The following is a 26,061-nucleotide window of genomic DNA, read 5'->3' on the forward strand; positions in this document are numbered from 1 at the left end:
AGGATTGCCGGTGAGGAGTGTTGACCAACTTTGTTGACGAGTTGTAGTGTCTCAATGCGCTACCGTGGTAACCAGTAAAATGTGCTAAGGGTTAGATTTTAGTATGCTTGGTACTGTAATTTGATACTATTACTGACAAATGATGACTAGATTGGAATGCCATGAGTTCACCGGAGATATTACTGAGCGTCTTGCGTGCCGAGCTGCGCGCTGCTGGCGTGACCTACAAGATACTTGCTGACCGGATAGGGATGAGCGAATCCAGCGTGAAGCGGATGTTCGGCCAAAAAGACATGAACTTGTCGCGCCTGGCGGAGATTTGCAAAGCGGCGGGGATCGCATTAGAGGATGTCTTTCGTCAAGCTGCTGATGTCACACCACATTCAGACACCCTAACCCTTGCGCAGGAAAAATCGCTGGTTGCTGATGCGAAATTATTGTTGGTGGCGATTTCTTGCCTTGGCCATTGGACGCTTGAGCAGATTGTTGAAACTTACGAGTTAAGTGAGCCAGAATGTATCCTGCATCTCATCGCACTCGATAAATTAGAATTAATTGAACTTCGACCCAACAATCGTTATCGCTTGAACGTATCGCCTGCCTTCCACTGGCGTCCGGATGGTCCCGTGCAGCAATTTTTCCGTGACCACGTCGTGAGCGATTATTTTAGAGGCACCTTTGATCGGAGTGGTGAAACCCTGCTCTGCGTTCCTGCCCGCGTATCGGGACGCAGTGCACTGGAGATCGTACAAAAGATTCAGCATCTCGCTGCAGAGCTTGCGCGTCTACAGCAAGAAGATCGCCGTCTACAGGCTGATGAGCGTGATGGCTATACCTTATTGGTGGGCTTTCAATCTTGGGAGTTTTCTGCCTTGACCGCGCTCAGGCGGCCAGAGGCAAAACCTGATCTACCGAGTATCACTCACCATATTGGACTCAAGAAAAGGTAAACTGCCGATCCCGCACCTCGGGTCGTTCCAGCACCGAAAAACAGTGGTCCAAAGCGGGTATCGACGGAAAGGCTGGCGCTACCTGCTTGTTTTAAAATGCTTCGATTGAATGAGGTCGTCGTGCCATAGGTGCCACCGATTTCAGCAGAGAGCGCGAGACGGATTGCACCGCCCACGGTACCTGGTAATGAACCAATTTTTCGGGCAACGACAATCCGACTAAAGACGCTTTCGTTTCCTGACAGCGAGTTTGTTGGTAACCCTGATAATCTTAAAAATCCACCCAATGGTGACAACGGCGGCGCATTTTGTGTCCTTGTCCATTCTGCGTACAAATGACCTGACCAATCGCCTGACTCAAAGGCTTGCATCGCGTCGAATTCGGATGTTGCAGCAGATGCCTGACCGGATACTTTGTTCGGTGAGCGTTGCCAAATTGCCTTCACAAAGCTTCCCCGGGTTGGGAACGCTAGCGAGTTGAGCGTATCGATTTTAAAGTTAACGAACTCAAAGCTGTCATAAATTCTCGAATGAAGATCGTAGCTGAGCGAGGGATCCGATGATAGTGCCGAGTCTACTTTTTGAAATCCTCGAGAAACACCGGCTTCTAGACTACCCCAATGGCCAAATTGACGGCCTAATAGCAGTGTGGCGCTACTATTGGTCGTGCCCTCGGTGGCCGTTTTTACGCCGTCTTTATACACGTTGAGATTCGTCGATTTGTAATTAATGGATGGCGCAATGTACCATTGTGAAGCGGGTGCCAATGGTTGCCAAAATTGCGTATTAAACTGCCTTACGCTGCCTATTTTTGCTAATGTTCGCAGTTCTGCACCGTAAGCATTGAGTGAGGAGGCGACGTGCAACAAGTCGAGAGCGAAGGTATTTTCATCAGAAAAATTACTGGCGAGTTCCATGCCTACACGCAAGCGGTTTCGACTTGAATTGGACTCTGTTGGTTTGATGAGAATATCCCGCATACCGTCATGATCTGTCAGAATTGTCTCGACTTTATCGAGGTCGCCACGACCATATAAACGGGTCGTCGCCGCACGGATTTGTTCTTGTGTCAGGATCTGACCTGTTTCAATGCCAGTTTGCGAAATTAGGGCAACGGGATTGATGTACTGCGTTCCTTGCACTTCAATTTTTGCGACAGGTAAGGCGGTGATCGGATTTTTCGTGACAGCGCCCGTATGGAGTCGCTTAGCTTCATAGGAGGCGAAACTATCCGGTGCAATACTCAATGCCTGAAGTTGGGAGGCTAATTGACGCGTCGCTTCTTCGCCTGCTTGAATAGCGCGAGGGTATTGGCTGAAATCTAAAAATGAAAGACCGTCGAGTGCTGGTGCGATGAGAATATCTTGTGATTTCAGTTGCTTAATCGACCGCTGTACATTTTGTTCGGTGAGAATTTGCAGCATTTGTGTCGCGACATCGACGGCACTTTGAATTTGGTGTTCTTTCGCAAGAGGTGTTCCGACGTTGACGGCAATAATCACATCCGCTCCCATTGCTCTTGCCATTTCAACGGGTAAATTACTGACTAATCCACCGTCAACAACCAATTTTTCTTTGATCCTCACAGGGGCAAAGACCCCCGGTACCGCAAGTGAGGCGCGCATTGTCGCTAGTAAAGGGGTGTTATCGAGTTCGACCAAATCGCCGGTTAAGAGATCGGATGCTGCTGAGCGGAAAGGTAAGGGAAGTTGATTGACTGGCTGGTCCCGCATGCCCTCAGGTAGCAATTGCGTCAGGGCATTTTCGAGGGTCGCGTTACCTGCTGCTGCCTGCGGTAACGATACGCCTTTTTTTGTCGCCGCAAATTCAATGCGCGTGGGCAGTAGGGTATCTTCTTCTTTGCGTCGGAAATCGAGGTCATTACGCGCAGGGCGATCCGACAACACGTTATCCCAATCGGTATCACGAACGGTTTTTTCTAACTCTTCTGGCGTACGTCCCGCTGCATAAGCGCCACCGACGACAGCACCCATGCTGGTGCCGACAACGATATCAATGGGGATATGCATTTCTCGTAGTGCACGCAGCACACCAATATGCGCAAAGCCACGAGCGCCGCCACCGGAAAGGACGAGCGCGATGCGAGGGCGATTCTCAGGGACTTGCGCATTGACTGCACTTTGTTGATTCGCTTGCGCATGACCTAGGGTCGTTGTACTGAGCATCGCGATACCAGCACATACCAATAGAATCCGGTTCAATATCATAGCCATTCAGACGCTCTATCCACAATAAACCGCAGATAGACTCCTTCTGCGGCGACTGGTTCAGAAAAGCCCAGAGTATAGCCGTAGTTGTGTACAGATTGGCATTACCGTTGACTTATTTCGATCATCAAGAGCGCAGACTCGCGCACTGGATTTTCCAACTGCGCGGAGAAGGGACAAGGAAAAATTGAGGGAGGATAGACCATCATTCAAAATGCAGCGGCGCGTCGGTTCTTACATCGTCGCTGCCGCTGGGTGTGGTCAAAGACCAGCGAATCACGCTTTCTTACTGGACACTGATGCCTTCATCAAGCATCGTAACACCTGGTAAGTCGCACGCAAGGACGGCGTCGCGGATGGCGTCGATCGCTGCTTGGCGGGTGAAACTTTTACGCCATGCGATCACGACGCGACGATCCGGTACGGGTTTCGCAAAATGGACATAGCGCAGCATACCATCCGTGCTATCCATATCAGGCACCGACGCAATCGGCAGTACCGTGAGGCCAATACCTGATGCAACCATGTGGCGAATGGTTTCGAGTGATGAGCCTTCAAAAGTCCGAGCAATGCCATCGCCAGTGGTGGAGAAACGTGCCATTTCTGGGCACACTTCCAAGACTTGGTCGCGGAAGCAATGACCATTACCCAGCAATAACATCGTTTCGGATTTTAATTCCGCCGTCGATACTTCTTTACGATCTGCCCAGGCGTGGTCTTTCGGCATCGCCACAACGAATGGTTCATCGTAGAGGGGTTGTATCATCATTCCTTGCTCTGGGAGTGGCAAGGCCATGATGGCTGCATCTAATTCGCCTTGGCGTAATAATTCGATGAGCTTGACCGTGAAATTTTCTTGCAACACCAGCGGCATTTGAGGAACGCGCTGGATCATTGTTTTGACGAGCGTTGGCAGTAAATAAGGCCCAATGGTATAGATGACGCCAAGCCGGAAGGGACCCGCCAACGGGTCTTTGTTCTGTTTTGCGATTTCTTTGATCGCCGCTGTTTGCTCCAGCACACGTTCTGCTTGGGCAACAATCTGCGCACCAAGCGGGGTTGTGGAAACCTCGGTGCCGCCACGTTCGAATATCGTTACGCCCAACTCGTCTTCGAGTTTTTTGATCGCAACAGACAAGGTCGGCTGTGCCACGAAGCACGCTTCTGCTGCATGACCGAAATGTTTTTGCCTTGCGACGGCAACGATATATTTTAATTCTGTGAGTGTCATGAGCTTAGTGTGGCACAGAGTTTCGCTGGCGTCAGCAATCTGTTTTATTTAACTTCAAGTAAATAGCAATAATAAGGGGAGTATATTTTATTACGCTTTGTTATCGTTGGTAAAAAAGGCTATCAAGCAAAAAGACAAGGGTACTCAGGGGGAGTATAAATTTCGCTTGCTTGTAATATTGATAAGCAAGCGATGCTATTTTTATAAAAAAAATGCTTATTTTTTTTGCAAATGACTCATTGCTTTGGTCAACTCAAGATGTCCTTGTGCCGCACCACTGTCAGGCACGCTTTCTCCGTCACGCAGACGAACTTCTGATAAGCGAGCAGCAAGTTGCTCCGGTGCATCTGCCTCACGCCCCACAAATACACCTTGGGTTAAGGTGATATTGGCTGCTTCAAAACTTCCTGCACCAGCGCATAAAATGGCCCGGGTTGGCGCGTCTTCGGCGGCCAGGACCAACATCGCAGGTACAACATCTGACGCCTTGAGTGCTTGTAAAAACTCAGGTGGGAAGAGACTTTCCGTCATACGGGTTGCTGCAGTAGGGGCGAGACTATTGACGCGGATATCGTATTTCGCCCCTTCCAGTGCGAGGGTTTGCATCAGTCCGACCAGTGCCATTTTGGCTGCGCCGTAATTGGATTGCCCGAAATTGCCGTATAAACCAGAAGATGAGGTGGTCATCACGATACGACCATATTTTTGTTCAGTCATGACCGGCCAGACAGCCTTACAGCAATGGACAGCGCCCATCAAGTGCACATCCATGACAAGCTTGAAGTCGTCGATATCCATTTTTGCGAAACTTTTATCGCGCAAAATGCCTGCATTGTTGATCAAAATATCAACACGACCCCACTGCGCCATGGTTTCAGCCACCATCGCCTGCACTGCCGAAAAATCCGTCACGGAAGCGCCATTGGCGATTGCTTCACCACCTGCGGCGCGGATTTCTTCGACGACGGCTTGCGCTGCGGAGAGCGATGAGCCCGAACCATCACGTGCACCGCCCAAATCATTGACGACGACTTTGGCGCCACGCGCAGCAAGTGCGAGGGCGTGTTCACGTCCTAAGCCACCACCCGCACCAGTGACGATCGCTACGCGGCCTTTAAAATCAAGTGTCATTTGTCTTCCTTTGTTGGTTGTTATTGAGTTACTCGTAGATGATATGTACAACACCCCCAACCGTATTGCAAGTGCCGTGCTGATTGAACAGGTGGGTATTGGACGTTCAACGCGACTACACGACGTTCACGCGAACTTTTTTTGCATCATGATGGCGCCACCCATCGCTGGATCTAATTCATACGTAGCGAAGCCTTGATCAACATACAAAGCCCGCGCTGGTGCATTTCCTTCCAATACTTCCAGCGTTAATTTACAGCATCCCCGCGCTTGCGCGACATCACTGATGAAGCGCATTAAATCTTTGGCAATTCCTTTGCCACGAAACGCGGGGTGGACAGCAAAATCGTGAATGTTCAAGAGGGGTTGACACGCAAAAGTCGAGAACCCCTCGAAGCAGATAGAAAATGCCGCCGGTTGATCATCTTCATACGCCAGAAAAGCAACCGCCGTTGGTCGATGTTGTAGGGCTTCCGCCAGATGGGTTTTTGCGTAATCAGATAACGGTTCTCCACCGCCCATCGGGTCGCATGCATAAGCATTTAATAGAAAAATGAGGTCTTTGGCATGTTGTGCCTGCTGCAAATCAGCTTGGATGATCGTGCGCATAAACGAAAAGAAGGATTGGTGAATAAGAAAGTATAAGCGAGTTAAAGAAGTCGTGTGTCACCACAAACTATCGACTATCGACTATCGACGCTATGGCGTTTTTCTTGTTTTCTTTTTTCCTCAGTGCGGCAAGTATGTAGAGCATCTTACAAACTGTCATGGTTTTGATACAAGACGATGCATTTTCATACCCACAAATATATTGCTGCAAGGATATGATCTGCGCCTTGGCAGTCCTACGATCGGTGGGAAAGACGGCGCGCATAACAATGATATGCGACTGTCAACCGACCTGTAGCGTTGCCGTTAACAGAAACACTGCAGCGTCATCGCATTGGCATAAAACAGATCGATCACGCTGCAAAAAAAATAAACTTCATTATCCAAAAAGGAAATGCAATGAACAAACTCGTTAAATATCTGATCCCGTTCGCACTCGTTGCTGGCTTGTCTCCTGTTGTATCGATGGCGCAAGTTCTGCCTGGAAAGCACCCAGCGTATTTACATGCGTTGACTGATTTGCGCGCAGCACGTTGGTTCTTGGAACATCAAGCAGGTGATGCGAAGGTGTACGCAGGTGAGGATAAGGGTATCAACGAAATCGACGCAGCGATCGGTGAGATTAAACGCGCTTCTATCGATGATGGTAAGGATTTACATGATCATCCAAAAGCCGATGTGAAAGAGCATGGTAGCCGTTTGTTAAAAGCGATTGAAACGCTGAAAAAAGCGCACAGTGATATCGATAAAGAAGAAGACAATCCGGATGCACATGAATTGCGTCACCGCGCTTTAGAGCATATTGATCGTGCGATCAAAGCGGCGGAAGAAGCGCATTCTCAGTGGCTGGCAGAAAAGAAATAAGCGAATGAACTAAAAAAAATGCCGCGCTAACAGTCTCTCTGATAGCGCGGCATTTTTTGAATGTACGACGTTTAGTGCGCTTCTTCCCAATTGTGACCAACACCAACCTCGGCCAACAAAGGCACGTTCAGTTGTGCAACGCCTGCCATGAGCGCAGGGAGTTTTGTTTTCACCAGTTCGAGTTCTGATTCAGGAACTTCCAGCACCAATTCATCGTGTACTTGCATGATCATTTTTGATTGTAATTGATCATCTTCCAGCCACTGTTGGACAGCGATCATCGCCAGTTTGATGAGATCCGCGGCCGTACCCTGCATTGGTGCATTGATGGCCGCACGTTCGGCACCTTGGCGACGTGGACCATTCGGGCTATTGATTTCTGCGAGCCAGAGGCGACGTCCAAAGACGGTTTCGACATAGCCATGCGCTTTTGCTTTCGTCCGTGTATCTGCCATGTACTGTGCGACGCCGGGATAACGTTGGAAATAACGGTCAATATAGTTTTGCGCAGCGCTACGCTCAATGCCGAGATTGCCTGCCAGTCCAAACGCGCTCATGCCATAGATGAGGCCAAAATTAATGACTTTGGCATAGCGACGTTGTTCGCTGGTGACCTCTGCTAATGACACCCCAAAAATTTCTGAGGCGGTGGCTTTGTGAACATCTTCGCCATCGGCAAATGCCTTGAGCAGGCTCGCATCGCCAGAAATGTGCGCCATGATCCGTAACTCAATTTGTGAGTAGTCGGCAGAGACAATAACATTGCCTGGTGCAGCAACAAATGCTTCGCGAATGCGACGCCCTTCAGCGGTGCGCACTGGAATATTTTGTAAATTCGGATCATTCGATGCCAGACGTCCTGTCACCGCTACTGCTTGCGCGTAGTTGGTGTGAACGCGACCTGTCGTGGTGTTCACCATTTTAGGCAGCTTATCGGTATACGTTGACTTCAGCTTGGCTAAGCCGCGGTATTCCAGCAGCACTTTTGGCAGCGGGTAATCTTCGGCTAATTTTTGTAACACTTCTTCATCGGTCGAAGGTGCGCCAGAGGGTGTTTTTTTGACGACAGGCAGTCCTAATTTTCCAAAAAAGATTTCACCGAGTTGTTTGGGTGAATTTAAATTAAATGGCTGTTCAGCGAGTTCGTAGGCCTTTTGTTCCAGCTCAATGAGACGCAGACCGATTTCGTTTGATTGCGTTGCGAGCAGGTCTTTGTTCACTAAGACCCCGTTACGCTCGATTTTTTGTAGAACGATCGATGTTGGTAATTCGATGTCGTGATAAACGCGACGGAGGTTGGCGTCGGGTTCAATCTCTGGCCACATGGCTTGGTGTAATTGGAGAGTGATGTCAGCGTCTTCTGCAGCGTAAGCAGTCGCACGTTCAATGTCGACTTGATCGAAGCAAATCTGTGACGCGCCTTTACCGCAGACCTCTTCGTAACTGATCGTTTTTTTACCAAGATGGCGTAATGCGAGGCTGTCCATATCATGTGACTTATGGGATTCAAAGACATACGATTCCAACAATGTGTCGTGTTGAATACCGCGTAAATGAATACCTTGGTTCGCAAAAATATGGGCGTCGTATTTTAGATTTTGGCCTACCTTGGCTTTACTATCGTCTTCTAGCCAAGGTTTGAGTTTAGATAAAACTAGTTCACGCGGTAACTGCGATGGGCAATCCCCGTAGTTGTGGGCAACAGGGATATAACAAGCATGACCTGCTTCACAGCACAGCGAAATACCGACCAGTTGCGCGGTCATTGGTTCGAGTGACGTTGTCTCTGTATCGACGGCTGTCAGTGTTGCCTGCGTAATCCGTTCTATCCATGTGTCCAACATCGCCTCTGTTAGCACGGTCTCGTAATTTTTGATGACAACGGGTGGCGGTGTATCCGGGTTGGTATCCTCGTTAAATAAGCCCGCCTGCGCTGGTGTATTCCCTGAAGAGTTGGATGCTGCGCCGCCTTTGAGTGGTGTCGCGCCTGCAACCGCATCACCGGTTAATTCACGCAACCAAGTTTTAAAGCCATAGCGACTAAAAAATGCCACCATCGCTTCTTTACTCTCTTCTTGGCTCACCAGGCTTGCCTGAATCGATGCATAGTGTCCCGTGAGGTCGCAATCCGTTTTGACTGTAATCAGCTCACGACCACGTGGTAACCAATCGAGAGCAGCACGTAAATTATCACCGACGACACCTTTGATTTTATCGGCGTTGGCGATGACGCCATCGAGACTGTCGAATTCGGTCAGCCATTTGACAGCAGTCTTAGGACCGCACTTGGTTACGCCAGGGACGTTATCGACCGTATCGCCAATCAATGTCAGGTAGTCGATGATGCGGTTCGGTGGAACACCAAATTTGGCCAAGACGCCAGGCTCATCCATTTTCTCGTTGGTCATGGTGTTAATGAGCGTCACTTGAGGATTGACCAGTTGCGCCAGATCTTTATCGCCCGTGGAAACCACGGTCTGCATACCGAGTTTGGTGGCTTCAATACAGAGGGTGCCAATAACGTCATCCGCTTCAACACCTTCGACCATCAAAATCGGCCATCCCATGGCCTTAACAACCTCATGAATCGGCTCTATTTGCAAACGTAAGTCGTCTGGCATCGGCGCGCGCTGGGCTTTGTATTCTGGGTATAAGTCGTCGCGAAATGTTTTCCCTTTTGCATCAAATACGCACGCCATGTATGCTGCCGGATAATCACTACGAAGACGGCGTAACATATTGATCATGCCGTAAATGGCACCGGTCGGCTCGCCTTGCGGATTACGCAGATCCGGCATGGCGTGAAAAGCACGGTATAAATAGCTGGAACCATCAACTAACAACAGGGTATTTTGCATATGAACGAGAACAGAAAAAATGTGACAAGGTTGCGCCAAATGATGGACAAAGATAAGGCAACCGCCTTAAAAGCGCGCGAATCATGGCATATGTTCACGATTATGGCAGAGTTTATCGACTCTACCGAGCGCCTTGCGAATATTGGCCCCGCGGTGACCATTTTTGGCTCAGCACGCACAAAACCAGACGATCCTTATTATCAAAATTGCATGGATTTGGCACGACGTTTGTCGGATGAGGGCTTTGCCGTCGTCTCTGGTGGTGGTCCGGGCATTATGGAGGCCGCGAATAAAGGGGCCTACGAAGGGAAGTCGTCGTCGGTTGGCTTAAACATCGAATTGCCCCATGAACAAAGAAGTAATCCTTGGCAAAATATTAGCCTCACATTCCGTCACTTTTTCGCTCGTAAAGTCGCTTTTGTGAAATATGCCGACGCGTATGTTGTGTACCCTGGTGGTTTTGGCACCATGGATGAGGTCAGTGAAGTGCTGACCTTAATGCAGACAGGAAAAACGCGCCATATTCCAGTCATTCTGGTTGGCACTAGCTTTTGGCGTGGATTAATCGATTGGATGAAAGTGCAGATGGTGGCCAATGGCATGATTGCACCAGAAGATCTGGATCTCGTGCAATTGATTGATGAGCCAGCCAATATTGTCGATGCGATCTACGCATTCTATGAAGAACGCAGCATTGAGCCTTCTGAAGAAGAGCGTCACCGCATGCTCTACCTGTAACCCCAGTTCTGCTGTCTCCTCCGCCAGCGCGGAGGATGGCAACGCCGATGCATGCATCCTCTGGCGTTGCTTTATTCCCTCGCTACTCGTTTTTAGTTATCAAACCACAACGATGCTAATCGATGTTAGTCGATGTTAGTCGATGTAATTCACCCGAGAGAATTTCTCTTTGAAATCCTCAGGCATCGGCACGACCTTTTCACTCCGGTAGTCAAAAAAGACGAAACCAGACTTTGCCATCGCCACGAGCGTTTGATTCGCAGGGCGGGAAATGCGGAAGATGATGTCACCACCGTATTTGTTGAAATCCATCACGCCGACTTCAAACAGCAACTGATCACGTGCATGGGCCTCTGCTTTGTAGGTGGTCGCGAGATCCGTCACGATAATGCCGACGCCATCTTGCGCTGTTTCACGGATACCAAATTCATATAAAAACCGCGCTCTCGCTTCCGAAATCATCGAAATCATCGAGTCGTTACCGAGGTGATTGGCGCCGTTGATGTCTGTGACGCGTACCGTCAGTGGTGTGGAGTAGTAATACTGGTTTTCAGGAAACTGTAATTGCAGACGAGCCATAGGAAAATCGAAATTGAAGTTGAGGCGTGATTGTAACTGCCTTTTGTTGTGCTGCCGAAATACCTCGCATTTAATTTGATGAATTCGTGATCGCTTTTGCTACAAATCCATCGAGGTAATGCTGCACTGCAATCTTTTTCAAGTTCACAAGGATAAGCGAATAGAAATTTTTTTAAATATATAAATCAGTGTATTTAACAATTGTTGAAATGTTTCTCCTTGTAAATATGAAATAGACGCATAGTATGAAAAAAACGAACTGAGATCAGTCATGAAAACGGTCAGTCATATTCCGGTTGAGTTGGAAACGCTGTCGACGAGAGATGCGGCGGCGAGGCTCAAAGTGAGCGTTAGGGCTGTGCAATTGTGGGTCGCGCAGGGACGGCTTGATGCCTGGAAAACGCCGGGTGGACATCGTCGGATATTTAAAGCGTCGGTCGATGCCATGTGTGCAAGTGCAGGTGCCGTTGCGATCACTGAACCCACGCCGACGATTACACTGCTCGTTGTCAATGATGAAAGTTTGCATGCTTCTTTGGATAGGTATTTCGCCACAACGGCGGGTCTCCGTCCTCGCATTCAATTTGTACAAAGCTCCCTTGAAAGCTTAATCAAAATCGGCCAAGAGTCGCCTGATGTCCTCATTACCGATGTGAACATGCCTGACGTAGACGGCGTTGCATTACTTCGCCTATTGGCGGGGAGCAATCAGATAGGGAGGATGAAGGTAATTGTTTGTACTAGTCTGACGCAACAGCAGTTGGACGCGCTGGGAGGATTGCCTCCCATGATTGAATGCCACCCAAAACCCGTCGTGATCAACGATCTTGTGACGTCAATCAGTGCGCATCTTGAGCAACAAAGACGGAACGTACGCAGGAGCAAATCGTGAACCCACAAATGAAAGTCTTTTTCGACGCATTGAGCGATGGCGTCGCGATCGTTGATAAAGAGGGCATCGTCCAATATATGAATGCCCCAGGAATTGCAGTGTTTTCAGCGAAAATCGGTGAAGCATTTCCAGATCCTCGTATCGTTAAAGGTGTGCGTGATTTGGCGGCTGGGTTTGGAAAGCCGCCGATGCGTGTGCCATTGCCAACCCAGTTAGGAAGCCCTGCTGGATTCATCGCGCAATTGATGCCTTTACCGATCGCAAACCAATACGCAATTGTGACGCAGATTCAGACTGAAAAACAATTCTATGAAATGACACTGAAAAATTTCTATGAATTTATTCGTATTGATTTGACCCGACCTATTCACCAATTTTCTCAGCAACTCGATTTTTTTGCCAATGAAGAAACATCGCCTGAAATGCAAGGACTGGTGACAAACGGTAAAGCGATTTCAGAACGTTTGCAACGGATCGAAATGTTGGCTGAATTGTTCGGTACGTCTCCGCTCGTTGATCAGGAACGACTGCTATTCGAAACGATGATCAACGAAGCCTTGAACGCTGAAAACAAACACTTAGTGGCAAGGGGATTAGAAGTTTATCTAGAGGGCTTAGATGCGGAGTTACCGCCCGTCTATGGCAGTAGTATTTGGCTCACGAGAGCACTCAGAGAGTTGATCAATAATGCCGCGAGCCATGCTGTACCGAAATCTCGATTAGAGATTGCATTACGCTGCACTGGCACGCACGTCATTTTAAGTTTGCGCAATCATGGACAATTTACGAGTAAGCACCTGATGCAAAAGAAAATGTTTGTACCTTTCAATCAAGTCGAAGACTACATTCAAGACAAGAAGTTAAGCACGCCAAAAGCACCGGGCACACCCAAAAAGGGACCCGGTTTGGGATTGCCGATCTGTCAGCAAATTTTGCATTTGCACGGTGGACGGATGACGGTGACGGAGGGAGAGGGCGAAGAGATTGTTGAATTTAATCTCGAATTGGCGACTGGCGCACCTGTCCAAGACACGCAGGTCCTCGATGCACAGCAGGCACAACGCTATGCCCATGACATGGTGGCACTGATGCAGCGGATGCATTCAGCGAGAGCAGCACAGGCAGTACAGGCAGCAGAGAAAAAGTAATCGATGTTTCATGTAGTAGATCAACAATGCAGTAGACCAACAATGCAGTAGATCAATGTAGTACGGAGGCGACAAATGAAAACCAAACGTATCCTGATCGTTGAAGACCAGGCAGATATCCGGAAATTAATTCGCATGACGCTCGATTTTGGTGATTACGAATTACATGAAGCCGATAATGGCGATAGTGGATACAACCTGGCACTGACTGTTGCCCCTCATATTATTCTGCTCGACGTGATGATGCCAGGGAGTATGGATGGTTTACAAGTATGTGAAAAACTGAAAAAAAATCCAGACTACGCACGGACCAAAATTATCATGCTGACCGCAAGGGGGCAGCAGTCCGATATTGATACTGGGCTCAAAGTTGGTGCCAATTCTTACATGATTAAGCCCTTTAGCCCGTTAGAGCTGATGGACACCATTGATAAGTATTTTGCTGAAATTGAAGCCACTGGAGTATTGGCATGACTTCCACCATTTTGGTGGTCGATGACCAATCTGATTCACGCCAACTCGTGAGGATGGTGATGGAGCTGGAGCGCCACAATATCATTGAAGCAGCGAATGGTGAAAAAGCATTAGCGATGGCCCATCAATACAAACCGGATTGTGTGATTATCGATTTGCGGATGCCGGGTCGCGTGGACGGTTTTAATCTCTGCCGTGCCATCAAAAACGATCCAGCGTTATCTGCTACGCCCGTCATTATCTTGACTGCTTTTTTTCAGCAGGATGAAAAAAAACTCGGTATGTATTTCGGCGCAGATGCCTTTATTGAAAAGCCTTTTAATTTTTCACAGTTACTTGATGAAGTGGATCGAGTCACCGAACGTGTTCGTCAATAAATGGTCGACCACGTACTTTTCATCGACACCGCAACTTCAAATCGTCGCTGCTGACTTGCAGAGTCTGGCAGCCAGCCCAATCGACAGGGTAGGAGACAATGATGAGCCAGATTCAACCACAGCAAGAGATGCGTCCCTGGTATTACCGCTATCTTAAAATACTCAGAAAGCAATGGCTGGGGTCGCTCATTCTCATTGCTGGCCTGAGTATTTCCTACGTTGTCTGGACGATCAGCATTCGAAATCATGAAGATGTTGATCGGGCGCGATTTATCAGTACTGGAGAGCTGATCAGCACATCTCTTGCACGACGCATGAATAGCAACGAGCAGATTTTACGGGGTGGTGCCGCGCTGTTTAATATGAATAACAATACCTCCCGCGAGCAATGGCGCACCTATGTCTCTAGCTTGCGATTGGACGAAACGTCGCCCGGCATCCAAGGTGTCGGTTTCATTCTCCGCGTTCCTGACAGTGAGAAGGTCGCGCATACAGCAAAGATTCGTGCGGAGGGCTATCCTGAATATACCATCCACCCAACTGCGCCGCGTCATGAGTACATGACGGTGATTTATCTTGAGCCGTTCTGGGGACGTAATTTGCACGCCTTTGGTTATGATCTCTCATCGGAAAATGTTAGACGCGCCGCGCTAGATCAAGCGCGTGATACGGGTGAGCCTGCATTAACGGGCCGCGTGAAATTAGTTCAAGAAGGCAAGGAAGGAAATCAGGCAGGTTTTTTACTCTTCATTCCGGTATATAAAAATGGATTGCCTAGGGGCTCGGTGGAAGAGCGTCGCGAATCCCTTTTAGGGTATGTCTACAGCCCCTTCCGTGCTGAGGATATGATGCGCAATGTATTGTTCAATGTCGATAGTAGTGTCGGTGTTGAAGTCTATGATGGCAAAGAAATTGATCAAAATAAATTACTCTTTTCCAGTGCCCCAGATCATTCTGGCGTTGCTCCCCGTTATGTCAATGTCCGGCAAATGGAGTTTGAAGGGAAAACATGGACATTACGCTTTTCTAGCCTGCCCACCTTTGAGGCGCTCTCAAACAATATGATCAGTCATATGATCTTTGTCGCAGGGGTTGCGGTTACCATTTTGCTTACTTTTGTCGTGACAAATTTAGCGGCGACACGTAACCGCGCATTTGGTATGGCAAAAGAAATGACAACACAACTTAGTCATAGTGAAAACACGCTCAGAGCCGTATTGGATTCTGCAGCGGATGGTATTTTACGTGTCGATGGTCACGGTATCGTCAAATCAGTAAACCTAGCAGCAGAGCATATTTTTGGTCTTAGTAACGATCAATTACGTGATTTTCCTTTGCAGCAAATTATTGATGGTATGGATGTGAACAAGCTGGAGGACATTCTTAATAGTTACGGCAATGCCGGTAGCACCATGCGTAGTGCCCGCGTTGAGTCGTTTGGTATCCGCTCTTCTGGTGACCAGTTTCCGCTTGCCGTTTCGCTGAGTCAGTTTAATCAGAATGATGAAATCAACTACTCACTCATGGTGAGAGATGTTAGCGACGACAAGATGGCTGAAGCGATTCTTCAGCTGAGGTTAAAAGCGATTGAGGCAGCAAATAACGGTATCGCTATCGCCGACATGCGCATGCCAAGTCAGCCGATTATTTATACCAATCCTGCTTTTGAGCGTATCACTGGATATAGCGCCAGTGAAATGCTGGGAATGAATTGTCGTATTCTGCAGGCAGAAGATCGGTTCCAGCTGGAGATTGCAGAGATTTCGCAAGCCATCCAAGAGGGGCGGGAATGTAAGGTGCTGCTGCGTAATTATCGTAAAGATGGCAGCTTGTTCTGGAATGAATTATCGGTTGCACCGGTCATTGATCAAGATGGTCTCATTACTCATTATGTGAGCAGCCAGAACGATGTTACTGATCGTGTGCTGGCAGAAGAAAATCTTCGCATCCGATCCATGCGTCTTGACGCCATTTGTACACTCAGTCCAGACGGCGTCGTGGCCTTTGATGCCAACGGTAAGTTGACCAACGTGAATCCCGCTTTTTTAGAAATGACAGGATTTACCAATATCACACTCACTGATCTGACCATGGACGAGTTTGATGCGCTCATGGCCTCATTGGCTGATCCGGCACATGCCTATGTCTCTGCAAAAGAAGAAACGATGATGAATTTGGTGCTCGATGCGGAAGATGAATTAGTACATTCCAGTCAGCAAATGGTCTACTTAGCTGCGCCGTATTCTCGAATCCTTATTCGTTCTATCCGCACTGTGGCAGTGGGCTCTTTGGAGCAGGTCATTTATTTCCGCGATGTGACCCGTGAAACAGAAATTGATCGTATCAAGAGTGAATTTTTGTCGACCGCCGCCCATGAGCTGCGTACACCGATGGCGAGTATATTTGGTTTCTCAGAACTGTTACTTCGTCGTAACTATGATGAAGTAACACAGAAAGATTTATTAGGGACCATTAACCGGCAGGCCGGTATTATGATTAACTTGATTAACGAGTTACTCGATCTTGCTCGTATTGAAGCCCGCGCTGGTAAAGACTTCAAGTTCACCGTCCAGCCCATCGCACCCATCGTCGAGAATGCGGTTGCTGCGTTACTCGTTCATAACGATCCAAGACGCATTAACGTGAATATCGATGAGCATCTACCGGTCGTTAAAGTCGATGCGGAGAAAATTGGTCAGTCACTTATGAATGTATTGAGTAATGCGTATAAATACTCACCCAACGGTGGCAATATTGATCTGTTTGTTCTCAGTGAAGAGCATGACGGCGTGACAGAAATTGGTCTGCGTGTGAAGGATCAGGGCATCGGCCTAACACCAGCGCAAATGGAACGCCTGTTTGAACGCTTCTTCCGCGCCGATCCTTCTGGCAACATCCCGGGAACAGGGCTGGGAATGTGTATTGTTAAAGAAATTATCGAATTGCATGGCGGACGCGTCGATGTGCAAAGCGAAAAAGATGTAGGAACGACTGTGACACTCTGGCTACCAATTGCGCAAGAGGAGGCGTTGCTCGCAGCGTAAATAGCGTCATCTACTTGCGTTAGATTCGTCGCCAGGCGGCAAGGAACATGGTTCTTGCCGCCATTATTTTTCAAGAATGACAACTGTATAGTGGTATTATTGTTGTTAATATAGTGTCTATGCATTGATGTTCCGTTTACGAAAAGAAAGAGCACCCTATGAAAGTCGTCCCTTATGTCATCATGAGTTTCATCTGTACACTGGCTACAGTGGCCTATGCGGAAGAAAAATCGCTCTGTCCTTCGCTATGTACTTCAGAGAAAAAACAATGTTTGTCGCATGCCGAAGCTGATGCAAAATTAATGGTCGACCCCATCCTCAGGACGAACACGGAAAGAAATACGGGCGAAAGCCTCTCTGAGTATCAAGCACATAAAAAAGCGGATTTACGCAATGTGACCAGAGAGAAATCCAATGCATGTGATCAGTCTTATGGGCAGTGCGTGCAGTCCTGCCGAAAGGATGAGCAAGCACCGTCGACGACCGCTACCCCTGCGAAATAATTGCGCCATTGACCTGATCAACATTGACCATGTTGATCTAGATGAAGAGTCATTGGGATCGGCATCCGACGAAGGTGGATACGCGCTAATGGTCAATAAAAAAGCCGTATAATCTGCATTGTCATAGGCGGGTGTAGTTCAATGGTAGAACGGCAGCTTCCCAAGCTGCATACGAGGGTTCGATTCCCTTCACCCGCTCCAATAAAATCAAAGACTTAGTTGGTTTTTTCGTTCTTAAATTTCCGCAATTCTGAAATATTTCCTCAAAAGACGGTTTTCGAACGCGCTTCAAAAGAAACGACGATTGCCATTCCTTATCACTAGTTGCACAGTATCACTCGTATCTGATGTAACCCAAACGCAGTCGATATCCTTTGTCTGTTTTTTTAGTAATCCTAGATCTTTTTTAGCTAATCGATATGGTTTTGAGTAGCCTTTGCTTCTACCTGCAAAGCGGTCGAATGCGCTTTGGGTGCACAGCTCTTCGATAGCAGCAACAACACCATATCGTTCCAATGCTCTTCGCTGCCCGCAGCCCAAGTAGTCTAGCTTGGTCAATGTTGACGTAAGTTGTCCATTTAAATGAATCAAAGCGTCTGAACATGAGTTGACCGTATGGTGTTTCCACAAGGGCTCGTGATGATGAATTCTGTTTCGGAGATTTACAATCTCGTCAAAGGCTTTGTGTAATGGACCAACTGCTCGCATATGAGATGGGGCACCAGGAAAAACGGTAGTAACATGATTTGGCCACAGCTTAGATTTGCTGTTAATATCCCAGAACCGCTTTACTAAAAAATTAACCCAGAAACCAAATGTCATCTCAGCTAGTACACGCTGCCAAGCAGGTTTATACCCCGGTGGAGCGCCATTTGGATAGTCGCGTGATGTGATTTTTTTTATCGCCTCTTGGATTAGACGCTCACCTGTACTAAGTTTTCCTGCTTGGATTGTTCCCTTTGATCTTAGCTCGTTTGCATCTTTCGTTACCCAGTAATCGAACCATCCATTACCGTAGTGAATGGATAGCTCTTTGTTAAGAGCATTTCGAAAACCGACCTCCAACGCGTGTACTAAGGGGGAGAAAGCTGTCGAAATCGCCATGCTCCACATGTACGCTCCGTAAGATTCAGCGGCGCTAGCGGTTCCAAGATGTCGTGGATAAGAGCTAAGGCGTGCCATTGAAGTAATCAATTGCAATTCTTGTAATTCAATGGGATTGAACATAAGTACAAATGTTAAAAAATGATGCATCAGTCTAGCATTAATGACCTTTCATTCGGAAGGAGAGCTTGACTCGGTTATGATCAAGCAGTATATTTCGTGTGTACACATTGATAGGTCACTGACTCAAACCTACACTGTAATGAATGAAGGGGCCTTGTGCCCCTTCGCCTTTTCTAAGTGCTATTTGAGTTAAATAGCAGCGCACTCCTCCCCGCAAGCAGTACTTCCAGATCATCTCCGCGTCACCTTTGCTTCAATTTCATGAATGCACTTTGCTAACGGAATATGAGCTGAACATGAACTAATGCCTATCTCATCGGCGATACAATCTTGCATCGCCGTAAATAATGACGTTGTGTCGTCCTAACGCTCTTATGTCCAAGTTTTTGGGGTGTATTTCAATTGTTGAGAGCCATTTTTACCAGTGGTCGTCTTCGCGCGAGATCTGTGAGCGTTGAGCGAGTCTGCCCCAACGAGAGAATTGCTTTTCTGGCATCTCTGTTTAATTCACCCTCATGCTCTGTTAAAATACGCCTTTTGCGGAATGAAATGCGTTCAATTGGTCTGGCGCATTGGTTGATCTGATAACGCGTTGTCTGATCGTTTGTAATGTGTGGCGCATTGATGTTAATGGGGCCTCACTGTTCCGTCTCTTCCTCTTTTACTAAGTTCCCGTATGTCAGATTCCAAACCTGCTGATGGCGCAAAGCCGTTATTTTATGATCCTACTGAGCGCCGTATTCGTAGCTTTGTGACCCGTGCCGGACGTTTGTCTGATGCGCAGGCACGTGCCATTGAAACGCTCGGGCCACGTTTTTGCATTCCTTACCAAAAAGCCATCTTGGATGTTGACGCCGCATTCGGTCGTCAAGCGCCCACGGTGTTTGAGATCGGTTTTGGGATGGGCGAAACTAGCGCCAAAATTTCTGCCAGCATGCCAGAGAAAAATTTTATCGGGGTCGAGGTACACACGCCTGGCGTCGGAAGTTTGCTCAAGCTCACGGATGAAATGGGATTGCAAAATCAGCGCATCATTCAGCACGATGCGTTTGAAGTATTGACCAATATGATTGCCCCGTTGTCATTGCATGGGGTGCATGTGTTCTTTCCTGATCCATGGCATAAAGCGCGTCATAACAAGCGCCGCTTGATTCAGGGACCCTTAGTACAGTTATTGGCGTCGCGCTTGGCGCCAGGTGGCTATCTGCATTGCGCCACCGACTGGGAAGACTACGCGGTACAAATGTTAGAAGTACTCAGCGCTGAACCGACCTTGAAAAACACCGCAGACGGCTATGCACCTCGTCCGGACTATCGTCCAGTGACCAAATTTGAAAATCGTGGTTTGCGTTTGGGCCACGGTGTCTGGGATTTGGTCTTCACCAAAATCTAATATCGGACGACACGTCCATCGTATCCCTCCCCCTATGTTGTACAGATAAACACAACGAGGGGAGGGCGACGACAGCGCCCTGTGGCATCGATTTATTGCTGACGAAACATTCTGATATCGTCGAGGCTATTCAATAATTACCTTCTCTTTACCCAGCGCTGAATGGCTGCGTTTCGATTTAAGAATCGGGTAAAACAATTCAGTCAGCCAGTTTTCTTTTCCAAATTGCAGATCGTCTTGCAAGCCGACTTTGGGCGGGTATTGACGGGTGATGAGCGCTGTACCGAAAATCACATCCCATAAAAATAAGAAGTTACCGTAATTGCCGCGGTAATGACCGATACCATCATCCATCGTCAGCGCGTGGTGAGCATAATGCGTTGCTGGCGTTGAGATCGTTCGTTCAACGACCCACATCACGTGTTTGATCACCGGAAGCTTATACAAAGCTTTATCCCATGGGTTGGCGCTGTGCGCACCAATGATGACAGCCAACTTCAGCACGACGTACACGACATAGACGTTTCCAAAGCCAAGGTAAATCAAGATGGACGAAATCCAAATACCCGGCATGGCAGCGTAATAGAAAAAATTATTCCGATAGACTACGCGGACACTCATGTACGCCGCAGAGTGGTGGGCGCGATGAAACGGCCACATCCACGAAGTGTGTGATAAACGATGCCACCAGTATTGCGTGAGGTCATCTGCGACGAAAAGGATGAGGAACATGCTCCAAGCTGGCAGATAGCTATAAGCATTATGCAGCAAGGGGAAATAGTGCATCCCTAGAAAATTCACTACAACCACGATCCCTGGCTGAATCAGCACCAGCAGCAAAAGCAACATGGCGGTATCAATTTTCCAGTCATCTTTCGATGCGCCGAGGTTAAAAAAACGCCCCGTGATGATTTCAAATAAGGCAAAGCCAAAATAAATCGCCGTAATGACGATAAGTTGGGTTGGGTTCATTGTGAGTCTCCGGATAGGTGACAAGCGGGCTTGTCTTGTTGTTATCGCTCTCTCAGGTAGCGTTGGCTCTCATTCTTCTCTTGTCATTGCTTGTCGTCCAATGCATTATTTGGCTATTGGTAATGAGAAAAACGCATTACTGAGCTAAGCGAGACCAATCTAGACACAAGGTGACCATGATGGATTTGCGGAAACTACGACATGCTGTTGTTTTATCGGAAGAATTGAATTTTGCGCGCGCGGCACAAAAGGTAAATCTGACCCAATCTGCCCTCAGTCGCAGTATTCAGAACCTCGAAGAAGAACTGGGTGGTAAGTTATTTGACCGTACGCTCCACGGTGTCCACATTACGCCAATCGGTCACCAGGTCATCCAGCGCGCAAAAGCCTTGTTACTGGAGGCGAATAACCTGCGTCATGAAGTCCACCAGATGCAGCACCATGAGATGGGGGATGTGCATTTTGGTGTTGGTCCTTTGCCAGGCTCCACTTTTTTACCTCCGGTACTGGCGCAATTATTAAACGCATTTCCGAAGTTGCGAACCGAAGTGACGATTAATAATTGGGACACCTTGTTGCTGCAACTGATGGATGAGCAAATAGAATTTTTTATTGCTGATGTGCATAACATCACGCCTAATAACACCATTGAGGTACAGCGCTTTGCTCGGCAATATGGGGGATTCTTTTGTCGGCGCGAACATCCACTCGCAGGGCAAGACATTTCGGCAGCAGCGCAAATTTTCGCGTATCCATTGGTTTCAGTACGCTTACCTGCCGAAGTTAAAATCGCGTTGCATGATTTTTTTAAGCTATCTGCGCAGCAGACGTTTGATCTCGCATTGACTTGCGATAATCCCTCGCTACTTCATTACGTGTGCCTGCACAGCAATAGCATTTTACTGAGCACCCATGCCGTTGTCCGAGCTGAAATCGAACGAGGCGCGATGTGTGAGGTGAGAATGCCCGATCAAATTGAGGTGTATGCCGAAATGGGAATCGTCACGTTAGCGGGGAGAAGTTTGTCTCCAGCCGCCACGTGGTTGATTGACCATATTCGGCAATACATTGATTCGCTCGCTTTTACGGCGCAATGAGTGTCTCATCAGATGCGTTGCGAACGGTCTGTTTAAAAAGCACATTGATCGCACCGAGTTGCCCAAACTGCACGTGGATATCGGTGTAGAGCGGTACGTCCGGACTTCCAGCATACGACCCAGTAATAATGGCTTGCCCAGCGCGTAAGCCGATGCCTTCTTGACGCAAATAATTGACAAGCCAGTACAGTGGTGCAAGGGGATTGCCAGCAGGATGCTTGCCAGCGAACGTTTGCGTGACTTGGTCCTTGACCTGAAGTGTGATGGCGATCTCTTGCACGGTCTCCGCTATCGCCAGATCAAGCGGCGCGCCTAAAAATAGACCTTGATTAAACAAGCCATCCGCCAGTAGTTCTGGAAAACTTGCGGAAGTCGGATCAGCATAACGACATCCGATTATTTCTAACGCAAGATGCACATGGGAGATCGCCGCCCGCATTTCCATGTCAGAATACGCCAATTCACGTGGTGGCAAATCGTGCCCTAAAACAAACGCAAGTTCAGGTTCAATCTTGACCGATTTGTCATCGCTCACGGAGCAAATGATGCTTTCCTTTTCCCGGAAAACTGTCGTCTCAAAAATCGGCGCGAGAACGATTTTGTCGTCGGCAGGGACGGCGCATTTCCAACCTGCGATGTCACATTGCATGTGGTGTGATAACCGACGTTGAATCTCCATAGCATCATCGATCGTGGTAGGACGAAGTGTGATCGATAAGCGCTCACCCCGAACGCCACTACGTCGTCTTTGAGCGAGGATGTGCGATGCTGCTTCTAATGACGCTTGGTTCTCTGAAGAAATGGATGGCATAGTGACTCCGATGAGCATTTGGTTTGCGCCCATGTTGGCGAACAAATACAAAGGAATAGCGACATTGCATTAGCTCGCTTCAAGTTCCTCAATCAACTGCAAAATCTCCGCACCATAACTCTCCAGCTTTTTATCGCCAACACCCGAGATCGCCCGTAAGGCGATGAGGGAAGCGGGGGCTTGGCGGGCGATTTCGCGCAGGGTGGCGTCTGGGAAAATCACATAAGCGGGCACGTTATGCGTGCGGGCTGTTTCGACGCGCCACCAACGTAGCTTATCGAAGAGCGTTTGTTCGGTGCTACTGAGCTCGGTTTCGGCATAGTCTTTCGCTGATTGGCGTTTATGCTTCACGGCTTTTTCAGCTTTTTTATACTGACGAAGTTGCACCTTGGTTTCGCCACGCAAAACAGCGCGGGAGGCTTCGGTTAATTTCAGAGAACTAAAATTCTCATAATCAACAGCGACCAGACCTAGCGCAATGAGTTGGCGCAGAAGGGCGCGCCATTCTGCTTCACTTTTATCCGAGCCAATGCCATACGTTGATAGTTGATCGTGACGCCATTGCGTAACACGCTCCGTGTCGATCCCACGTAAGATATCGATCACATGTCCTGCGGCGAAGCGTTGATCGACGCGGTAGATCGTAGACAGAATTTTTTGTGCGGCGATGGTGCCATCAAAGGAGGTGGGCGGATTGAGGCAGGTATCGCAATTACCGCAAGGCTCTGAGGCTTGGCCGAAATACGCCAGAATATGGACGCGACGACAGTTGAGGGTCTCGCAGAGGGAGAGCATGGCATCCAACTTGACGCCTTGTACCCGTTTGAACGTGTCATTCGCTTCAGATTCATCAATCATGCGGCGTTGTTGAACGACGTCTTGTAAACCGTAGGCCATCCAAGCATTTGCGCTGGCGCCATCGCGACCGGCACGGCCCGTCTCTTGGTAATACCCTTCCACGCTTTTCGGCAAATCCAAATGCGCAACAAAGCGGACGTCAGGTTTATCGATGCCCATACCAAACGCGATGGTCGCGCACATCACGATACCTTCTTCTCGTAGGAACCGCGCCTGATTACGGCTACGCTCTTGCATATCCATCCCCGCATGGTAGGGGAGGGAAGTGATGCCATTTTCGTTTAGAAATTCAGCGGTTTCTTCGACTTTTTTACGCGACAGGCAGTAGACAATACCTGCATCACCATTGTGTTGCGCTTGAATGAAATCGAGTAATTGTTTGCGCCCGTTGGCTTTCTCGACGATCTGATACCGGATATTGGGGCGATCGAACGAGGAAACAAATTGCAGCGCGTTTTCAAGTTGCAGACGATGAATAATTTCGTCACGCGTTTGTTGATCCGCGGTGGCGGTTAATGCGATGCGCGGAACGTGGGGAAAACGCTCATGTAGCGCCGATAAGCGGATGTACTCCGGGCGGAAATCATGTCCCCATTGAGAGACGCAATGTGCCTCATCGATGGCAAAGAGAGCGATATCGATGATCTGAAGTAATTCAAGGCATCGTTGCGTCAACAAACGTTCTGGAGCGATGTACACCAGATCCAAATCGCCTTCGCGCATCTTTTTCTCGACGGCTAAGATTTCGTCAAAACTCTGTGTCGAATTAAGAAACGCGGCGCGAACACCTACCTCAGCCAACGCATCCACTTGGTCTTGCATGAGGGCGATTAAGGGCGACACGACAATGCCAACGCCAGAGCGGATCAATGCGGGAATCTGATAGCACAACGATTTACCGCCGCCGGTCGGCATGAGCACCAAGGCATCACCGCCTTGCACTACGTGCTCAACAATTTGTCCCTGTTGTGATCGGAACGCCGGATAGCCAAACACCGTTTGCAGCAGGTGCAATGCGTGTTCTTCGGTATGACTGAACTGATTGGAATGACTCAATGATGACACTACTTACTCTGCCCATTCTCTGGCGTTAATTGACACATCCGCTTGCCTTGTCTGTACCGTAGCAGCGATGTCGATGCTGGTGTTCATTGCATGCCGCCACAGAGCGTGGGGGGAAGATGAACGGGGGATACGGTATGTAGGCCCTCTGCGGAGGTCGAAAATTGAAAGATCTTAATCGGCACGAAGCTTACCACGAGGGCCTGACCAAGGCATGGATTTTTGCCTGATCGTGTTGCTGCGATTTCGCAACAGGATGGATAAAAATAGTGACTTTTTTATAATATGTGTTATCTTTTCGATATTATCAAAAAGAAAATAATAACACCGATAGTATCGTTTTTTAATACTTTTTAAGTTTAAATTGAGATCAGGATCGAATCTGCAGATACTCCATTCTCACCGTTGAAAGCGGGTTTCTTGCTGGCACCGGTACGAATCATTTTGTCCCTTATTCTGACGAAGGATAGACCATGTATTTATCATCGACACCGACCAGCAACGTTGAATCCAGTCATCCACTCTTCTCGATGCCAGAGATAGAAGATGCGCGTCCATCCTATTTTTCTGCGTTTGAAGAAAAGGTCGCCATTACAGGAAAAGCCCCAGTGCAGATGGGCGACTATCAGTTCACTGTCGTACCGTTTAAAGCGGCGAAAGGAATGCTGATGCAAGTTGAACGTCAAGAGAAACGCATTATTTCTGCGCATTTACCATCGATGTTTTCGCGGGGTGAGTTGGTATCGGCTAGCTTGAAAGTGCGCGATAGTGAATACCTCTTAGTGGCTGCTCACTCCGCATCGAGAGTGTTTGCCACCGGTAAGCGTTGGCTTGGTATTTTCAGGGCAGATGGTAAAAACGTGTACGCCAATGTCTTTGAGCAACAAGTCGTTCAAGTCAAGCCGCACGACGATGGCATTTCGATGCTGTTTTTGAATGGCGACAAAATGCGTATTAAGCTTTGATTCATCGCCAAATTAACGCGAAAGACATCGCTTTCGCGGGACACATCGGG

Annotated in this window: 22 protein-coding genes and 1 tRNA gene; 13 read left to right on the plus strand and 10 right to left on the minus strand. The window is 48.3% G+C overall.

The features are described 5' to 3' along the window. The first annotated feature begins 161 nt into the window (after positions 1 to 161). Positions 162 to 950 (plus strand): helix-turn-helix domain-containing protein, encoded by a 789-nt coding sequence (locus tag ACO0K2_RS00875; protein WP_423014776.1) that lies wholly within the window; start codon positions 162 to 164, stop codon positions 948 to 950. Here ACO0K2_RS00875 and ACO0K2_RS00880 read toward each other — a convergent pair. From ACO0K2_RS00880 to ACO0K2_RS00895, 4 genes are all read right to left on the minus strand, one after another. After that, positions 923 to 3,184 (minus strand): patatin-like phospholipase family protein, encoded by a 2,262-nt coding sequence (locus tag ACO0K2_RS00880; protein ID WP_423014778.1) that lies wholly within the window; start codon positions 3,182 to 3,184, stop codon positions 923 to 925. The two genes, ACO0K2_RS00875 and ACO0K2_RS00880, sit on opposite strands and share 28 nt — an antisense overlap. 280 nt (positions 3,185 to 3,464) lie before the next feature. Further along, positions 3,465 to 4,409: a LysR substrate-binding domain-containing protein gene (locus tag ACO0K2_RS00885; protein WP_423014780.1), complete on the minus strand. Its 945-nt coding sequence runs from the start codon at positions 4,407 to 4,409 to the stop codon at positions 3,465 to 3,467. 216 nt (positions 4,410 to 4,625) lie between these two features. Next, on the minus strand, positions 4,626 to 5,540 hold the full coding sequence (locus tag ACO0K2_RS00890; RefSeq protein ID WP_423014782.1) for an SDR family oxidoreductase: 915 nt from the start codon (positions 5,538 to 5,540) through the stop codon (positions 4,626 to 4,628). 126 nt (positions 5,541 to 5,666) lie between these two features. Further along, a complete protein-coding gene (locus ACO0K2_RS00895) occupies positions 5,667 to 6,149 on the minus strand; it encodes a GNAT family N-acetyltransferase (protein WP_423014784.1) in 483 nt (160 codons plus the stop codon). A gap of 399 nt (positions 6,150 to 6,548) precedes the next feature. Between ACO0K2_RS00895 and ACO0K2_RS00900 the strand changes: the two genes are divergently transcribed. Further along, complete coding sequence (locus tag ACO0K2_RS00900; RefSeq protein WP_423014787.1) at positions 6,549 to 7,013, plus strand: hypothetical protein; 465 nt, start codon at positions 6,549 to 6,551, stop codon at positions 7,011 to 7,013. Positions 7,014 to 7,084: 71 nt separating this feature from the next. Here the strand turns inward: ACO0K2_RS00900 and polA are convergent, their stop codons facing one another. Next, positions 7,085 to 9,871: a DNA polymerase I gene (gene polA, locus ACO0K2_RS00905; RefSeq protein ID WP_423014789.1), complete on the minus strand. Its 2,787-nt coding sequence runs from the start codon at positions 9,869 to 9,871 to the stop codon at positions 7,085 to 7,087. Between polA and ACO0K2_RS00910 the strand changes: the two genes are divergently transcribed. Further along, entirely contained in the window at positions 9,872 to 10,609 is a 738-nt protein-coding gene (locus ACO0K2_RS00910) for a TIGR00730 family Rossman fold protein (protein ID WP_423014791.1), read from the plus strand. 135 nt (positions 10,610 to 10,744) lie between these two features. Here ACO0K2_RS00910 and ACO0K2_RS00915 read toward each other — a convergent pair whose 3' ends face one another. Beyond that, a complete protein-coding gene (locus tag ACO0K2_RS00915) occupies positions 10,745 to 11,188 on the minus strand; it encodes a thioesterase family protein (RefSeq protein WP_423014793.1) in 444 nt (147 codons plus the stop codon). 271 nt (positions 11,189 to 11,459) lie between these two features. Here ACO0K2_RS00915 and ACO0K2_RS00920 point away from each other — a divergent pair, with 271 nt between their 5' ends. The 7 genes from ACO0K2_RS00920 (at position 11,460) to ACO0K2_RS00950 (ending at position 17,827) form a co-directional block, all read left to right on the plus strand. After that, complete coding sequence (locus ACO0K2_RS00920) at positions 11,460 to 12,080, plus strand: response regulator (protein WP_423014795.1); 621 nt, start codon at positions 11,460 to 11,462, stop codon at positions 12,078 to 12,080. Continuing rightward, positions 12,077 to 13,228 (plus strand): sensor histidine kinase, encoded by a 1,152-nt coding sequence (locus tag ACO0K2_RS00925; RefSeq protein ID WP_423014797.1) that lies wholly within the window; start codon positions 12,077 to 12,079, stop codon positions 13,226 to 13,228. The genes ACO0K2_RS00920 and ACO0K2_RS00925 overlap by 4 nt, the downstream gene beginning before the upstream one ends. A gap of 75 nt (positions 13,229 to 13,303) precedes the next feature. Beyond that, complete coding sequence (locus ACO0K2_RS00930; protein WP_423014799.1) at positions 13,304 to 13,702, plus strand: response regulator transcription factor; 399 nt, start codon at positions 13,304 to 13,306, stop codon at positions 13,700 to 13,702. Beyond that, positions 13,699 to 14,079, plus strand: coding sequence for a response regulator (locus tag ACO0K2_RS00935; RefSeq protein WP_423014801.1), 381 nt, complete (start codon positions 13,699 to 13,701; stop codon positions 14,077 to 14,079). Before ACO0K2_RS00930 ends, ACO0K2_RS00935 begins: the two co-directional genes overlap by 4 nt. A 101-nt stretch (positions 14,080 to 14,180) precedes the next feature. Further along, positions 14,181 to 17,123: a CHASE domain-containing protein gene (locus tag ACO0K2_RS00940; protein ID WP_423014803.1), complete on the plus strand. Its 2,943-nt coding sequence runs from the start codon at positions 14,181 to 14,183 to the stop codon at positions 17,121 to 17,123. A gap of 158 nt (positions 17,124 to 17,281) precedes the next feature. Beyond that, on the plus strand, positions 17,282 to 17,626 hold the full coding sequence (locus ACO0K2_RS00945) for a hypothetical protein (RefSeq protein ID WP_423014805.1): 345 nt from the start codon (positions 17,282 to 17,284) through the stop codon (positions 17,624 to 17,626). Positions 17,627 to 17,753: 127 nt separating this feature from the next. Next, positions 17,754 to 17,827, plus strand: a tRNA-Gly gene (locus ACO0K2_RS00950). An 87-nt stretch (positions 17,828 to 17,914) separates the two neighbouring features. On the opposite strand, the gene ACO0K2_RS00955 is transcribed toward ACO0K2_RS00950, so the two are convergent. Continuing rightward, on the minus strand, positions 17,915 to 18,880 hold the full coding sequence (locus ACO0K2_RS00955) for an Abi family protein (protein ID WP_423014807.1): 966 nt from the start codon (positions 18,878 to 18,880) through the stop codon (positions 17,915 to 17,917). A gap of 649 nt (positions 18,881 to 19,529) precedes the next feature. On the opposite strand from ACO0K2_RS00955, the gene trmB reads away from it, so the two are divergent. Continuing rightward, positions 19,530 to 20,246, plus strand: a complete 717-nt coding sequence (gene trmB, locus ACO0K2_RS00960; RefSeq protein WP_423014809.1) for a tRNA (guanosine(46)-N7)-methyltransferase TrmB — start codon at positions 19,530 to 19,532, stop codon at positions 20,244 to 20,246. Positions 20,247 to 20,372: 126 nt separating this feature from the next. Here trmB and ACO0K2_RS00965 read toward each other — a convergent pair whose 3' ends face one another. Beyond that, a complete protein-coding gene (locus tag ACO0K2_RS00965; RefSeq protein WP_423014811.1) occupies positions 20,373 to 21,218 on the minus strand; it encodes a sterol desaturase family protein in 846 nt (281 codons plus the stop codon). Positions 21,219 to 21,394: 176 nt separating this feature from the next. On the opposite strand from ACO0K2_RS00965, the gene ACO0K2_RS00970 reads away from it, so the two are divergent. Beyond that, positions 21,395 to 22,315: a LysR family transcriptional regulator gene (locus ACO0K2_RS00970; RefSeq protein ID WP_423014813.1), complete on the plus strand. Its 921-nt coding sequence runs from the start codon at positions 21,395 to 21,397 to the stop codon at positions 22,313 to 22,315. Here the strand turns inward: ACO0K2_RS00970 and ACO0K2_RS00975 are convergent. Both ACO0K2_RS00975 and recQ read right to left on the minus strand, forming a co-directional pair. Next, the gene (locus ACO0K2_RS00975) at positions 22,302 to 23,126 is read right to left on the minus strand and encodes a 2-keto-4-pentenoate hydratase (RefSeq protein WP_423014815.1); all 825 of its coding nucleotides are present in this window, start codon (positions 23,124 to 23,126) and stop codon (positions 22,302 to 22,304) included. The genes ACO0K2_RS00970 and ACO0K2_RS00975 overlap by 14 nt on opposite strands. 69 nt (positions 23,127 to 23,195) lie before the next feature. Beyond that, positions 23,196 to 25,049, minus strand: coding sequence for a DNA helicase RecQ (gene recQ, locus ACO0K2_RS00980; protein ID WP_423014817.1), 1,854 nt, complete (start codon positions 25,047 to 25,049; stop codon positions 23,196 to 23,198). Between the two features lie 470 nt (positions 25,050 to 25,519). Between recQ and ACO0K2_RS00985 the strand changes: the two genes are divergently transcribed. Then, positions 25,520 to 26,011, plus strand: a complete 492-nt coding sequence (locus tag ACO0K2_RS00985; protein ID WP_423014819.1) for a hypothetical protein — start codon at positions 25,520 to 25,522, stop codon at positions 26,009 to 26,011. Positions 26,012 to 26,061 lie beyond the last annotated feature (50 nt).

The sequence above is a fragment of the Undibacterium sp. MH2W genome, from assembly GCF_049340215.1.
Classification (GTDB): domain Bacteria; phylum Pseudomonadota; class Gammaproteobacteria; order Burkholderiales; family Burkholderiaceae_D; genus Undibacterium.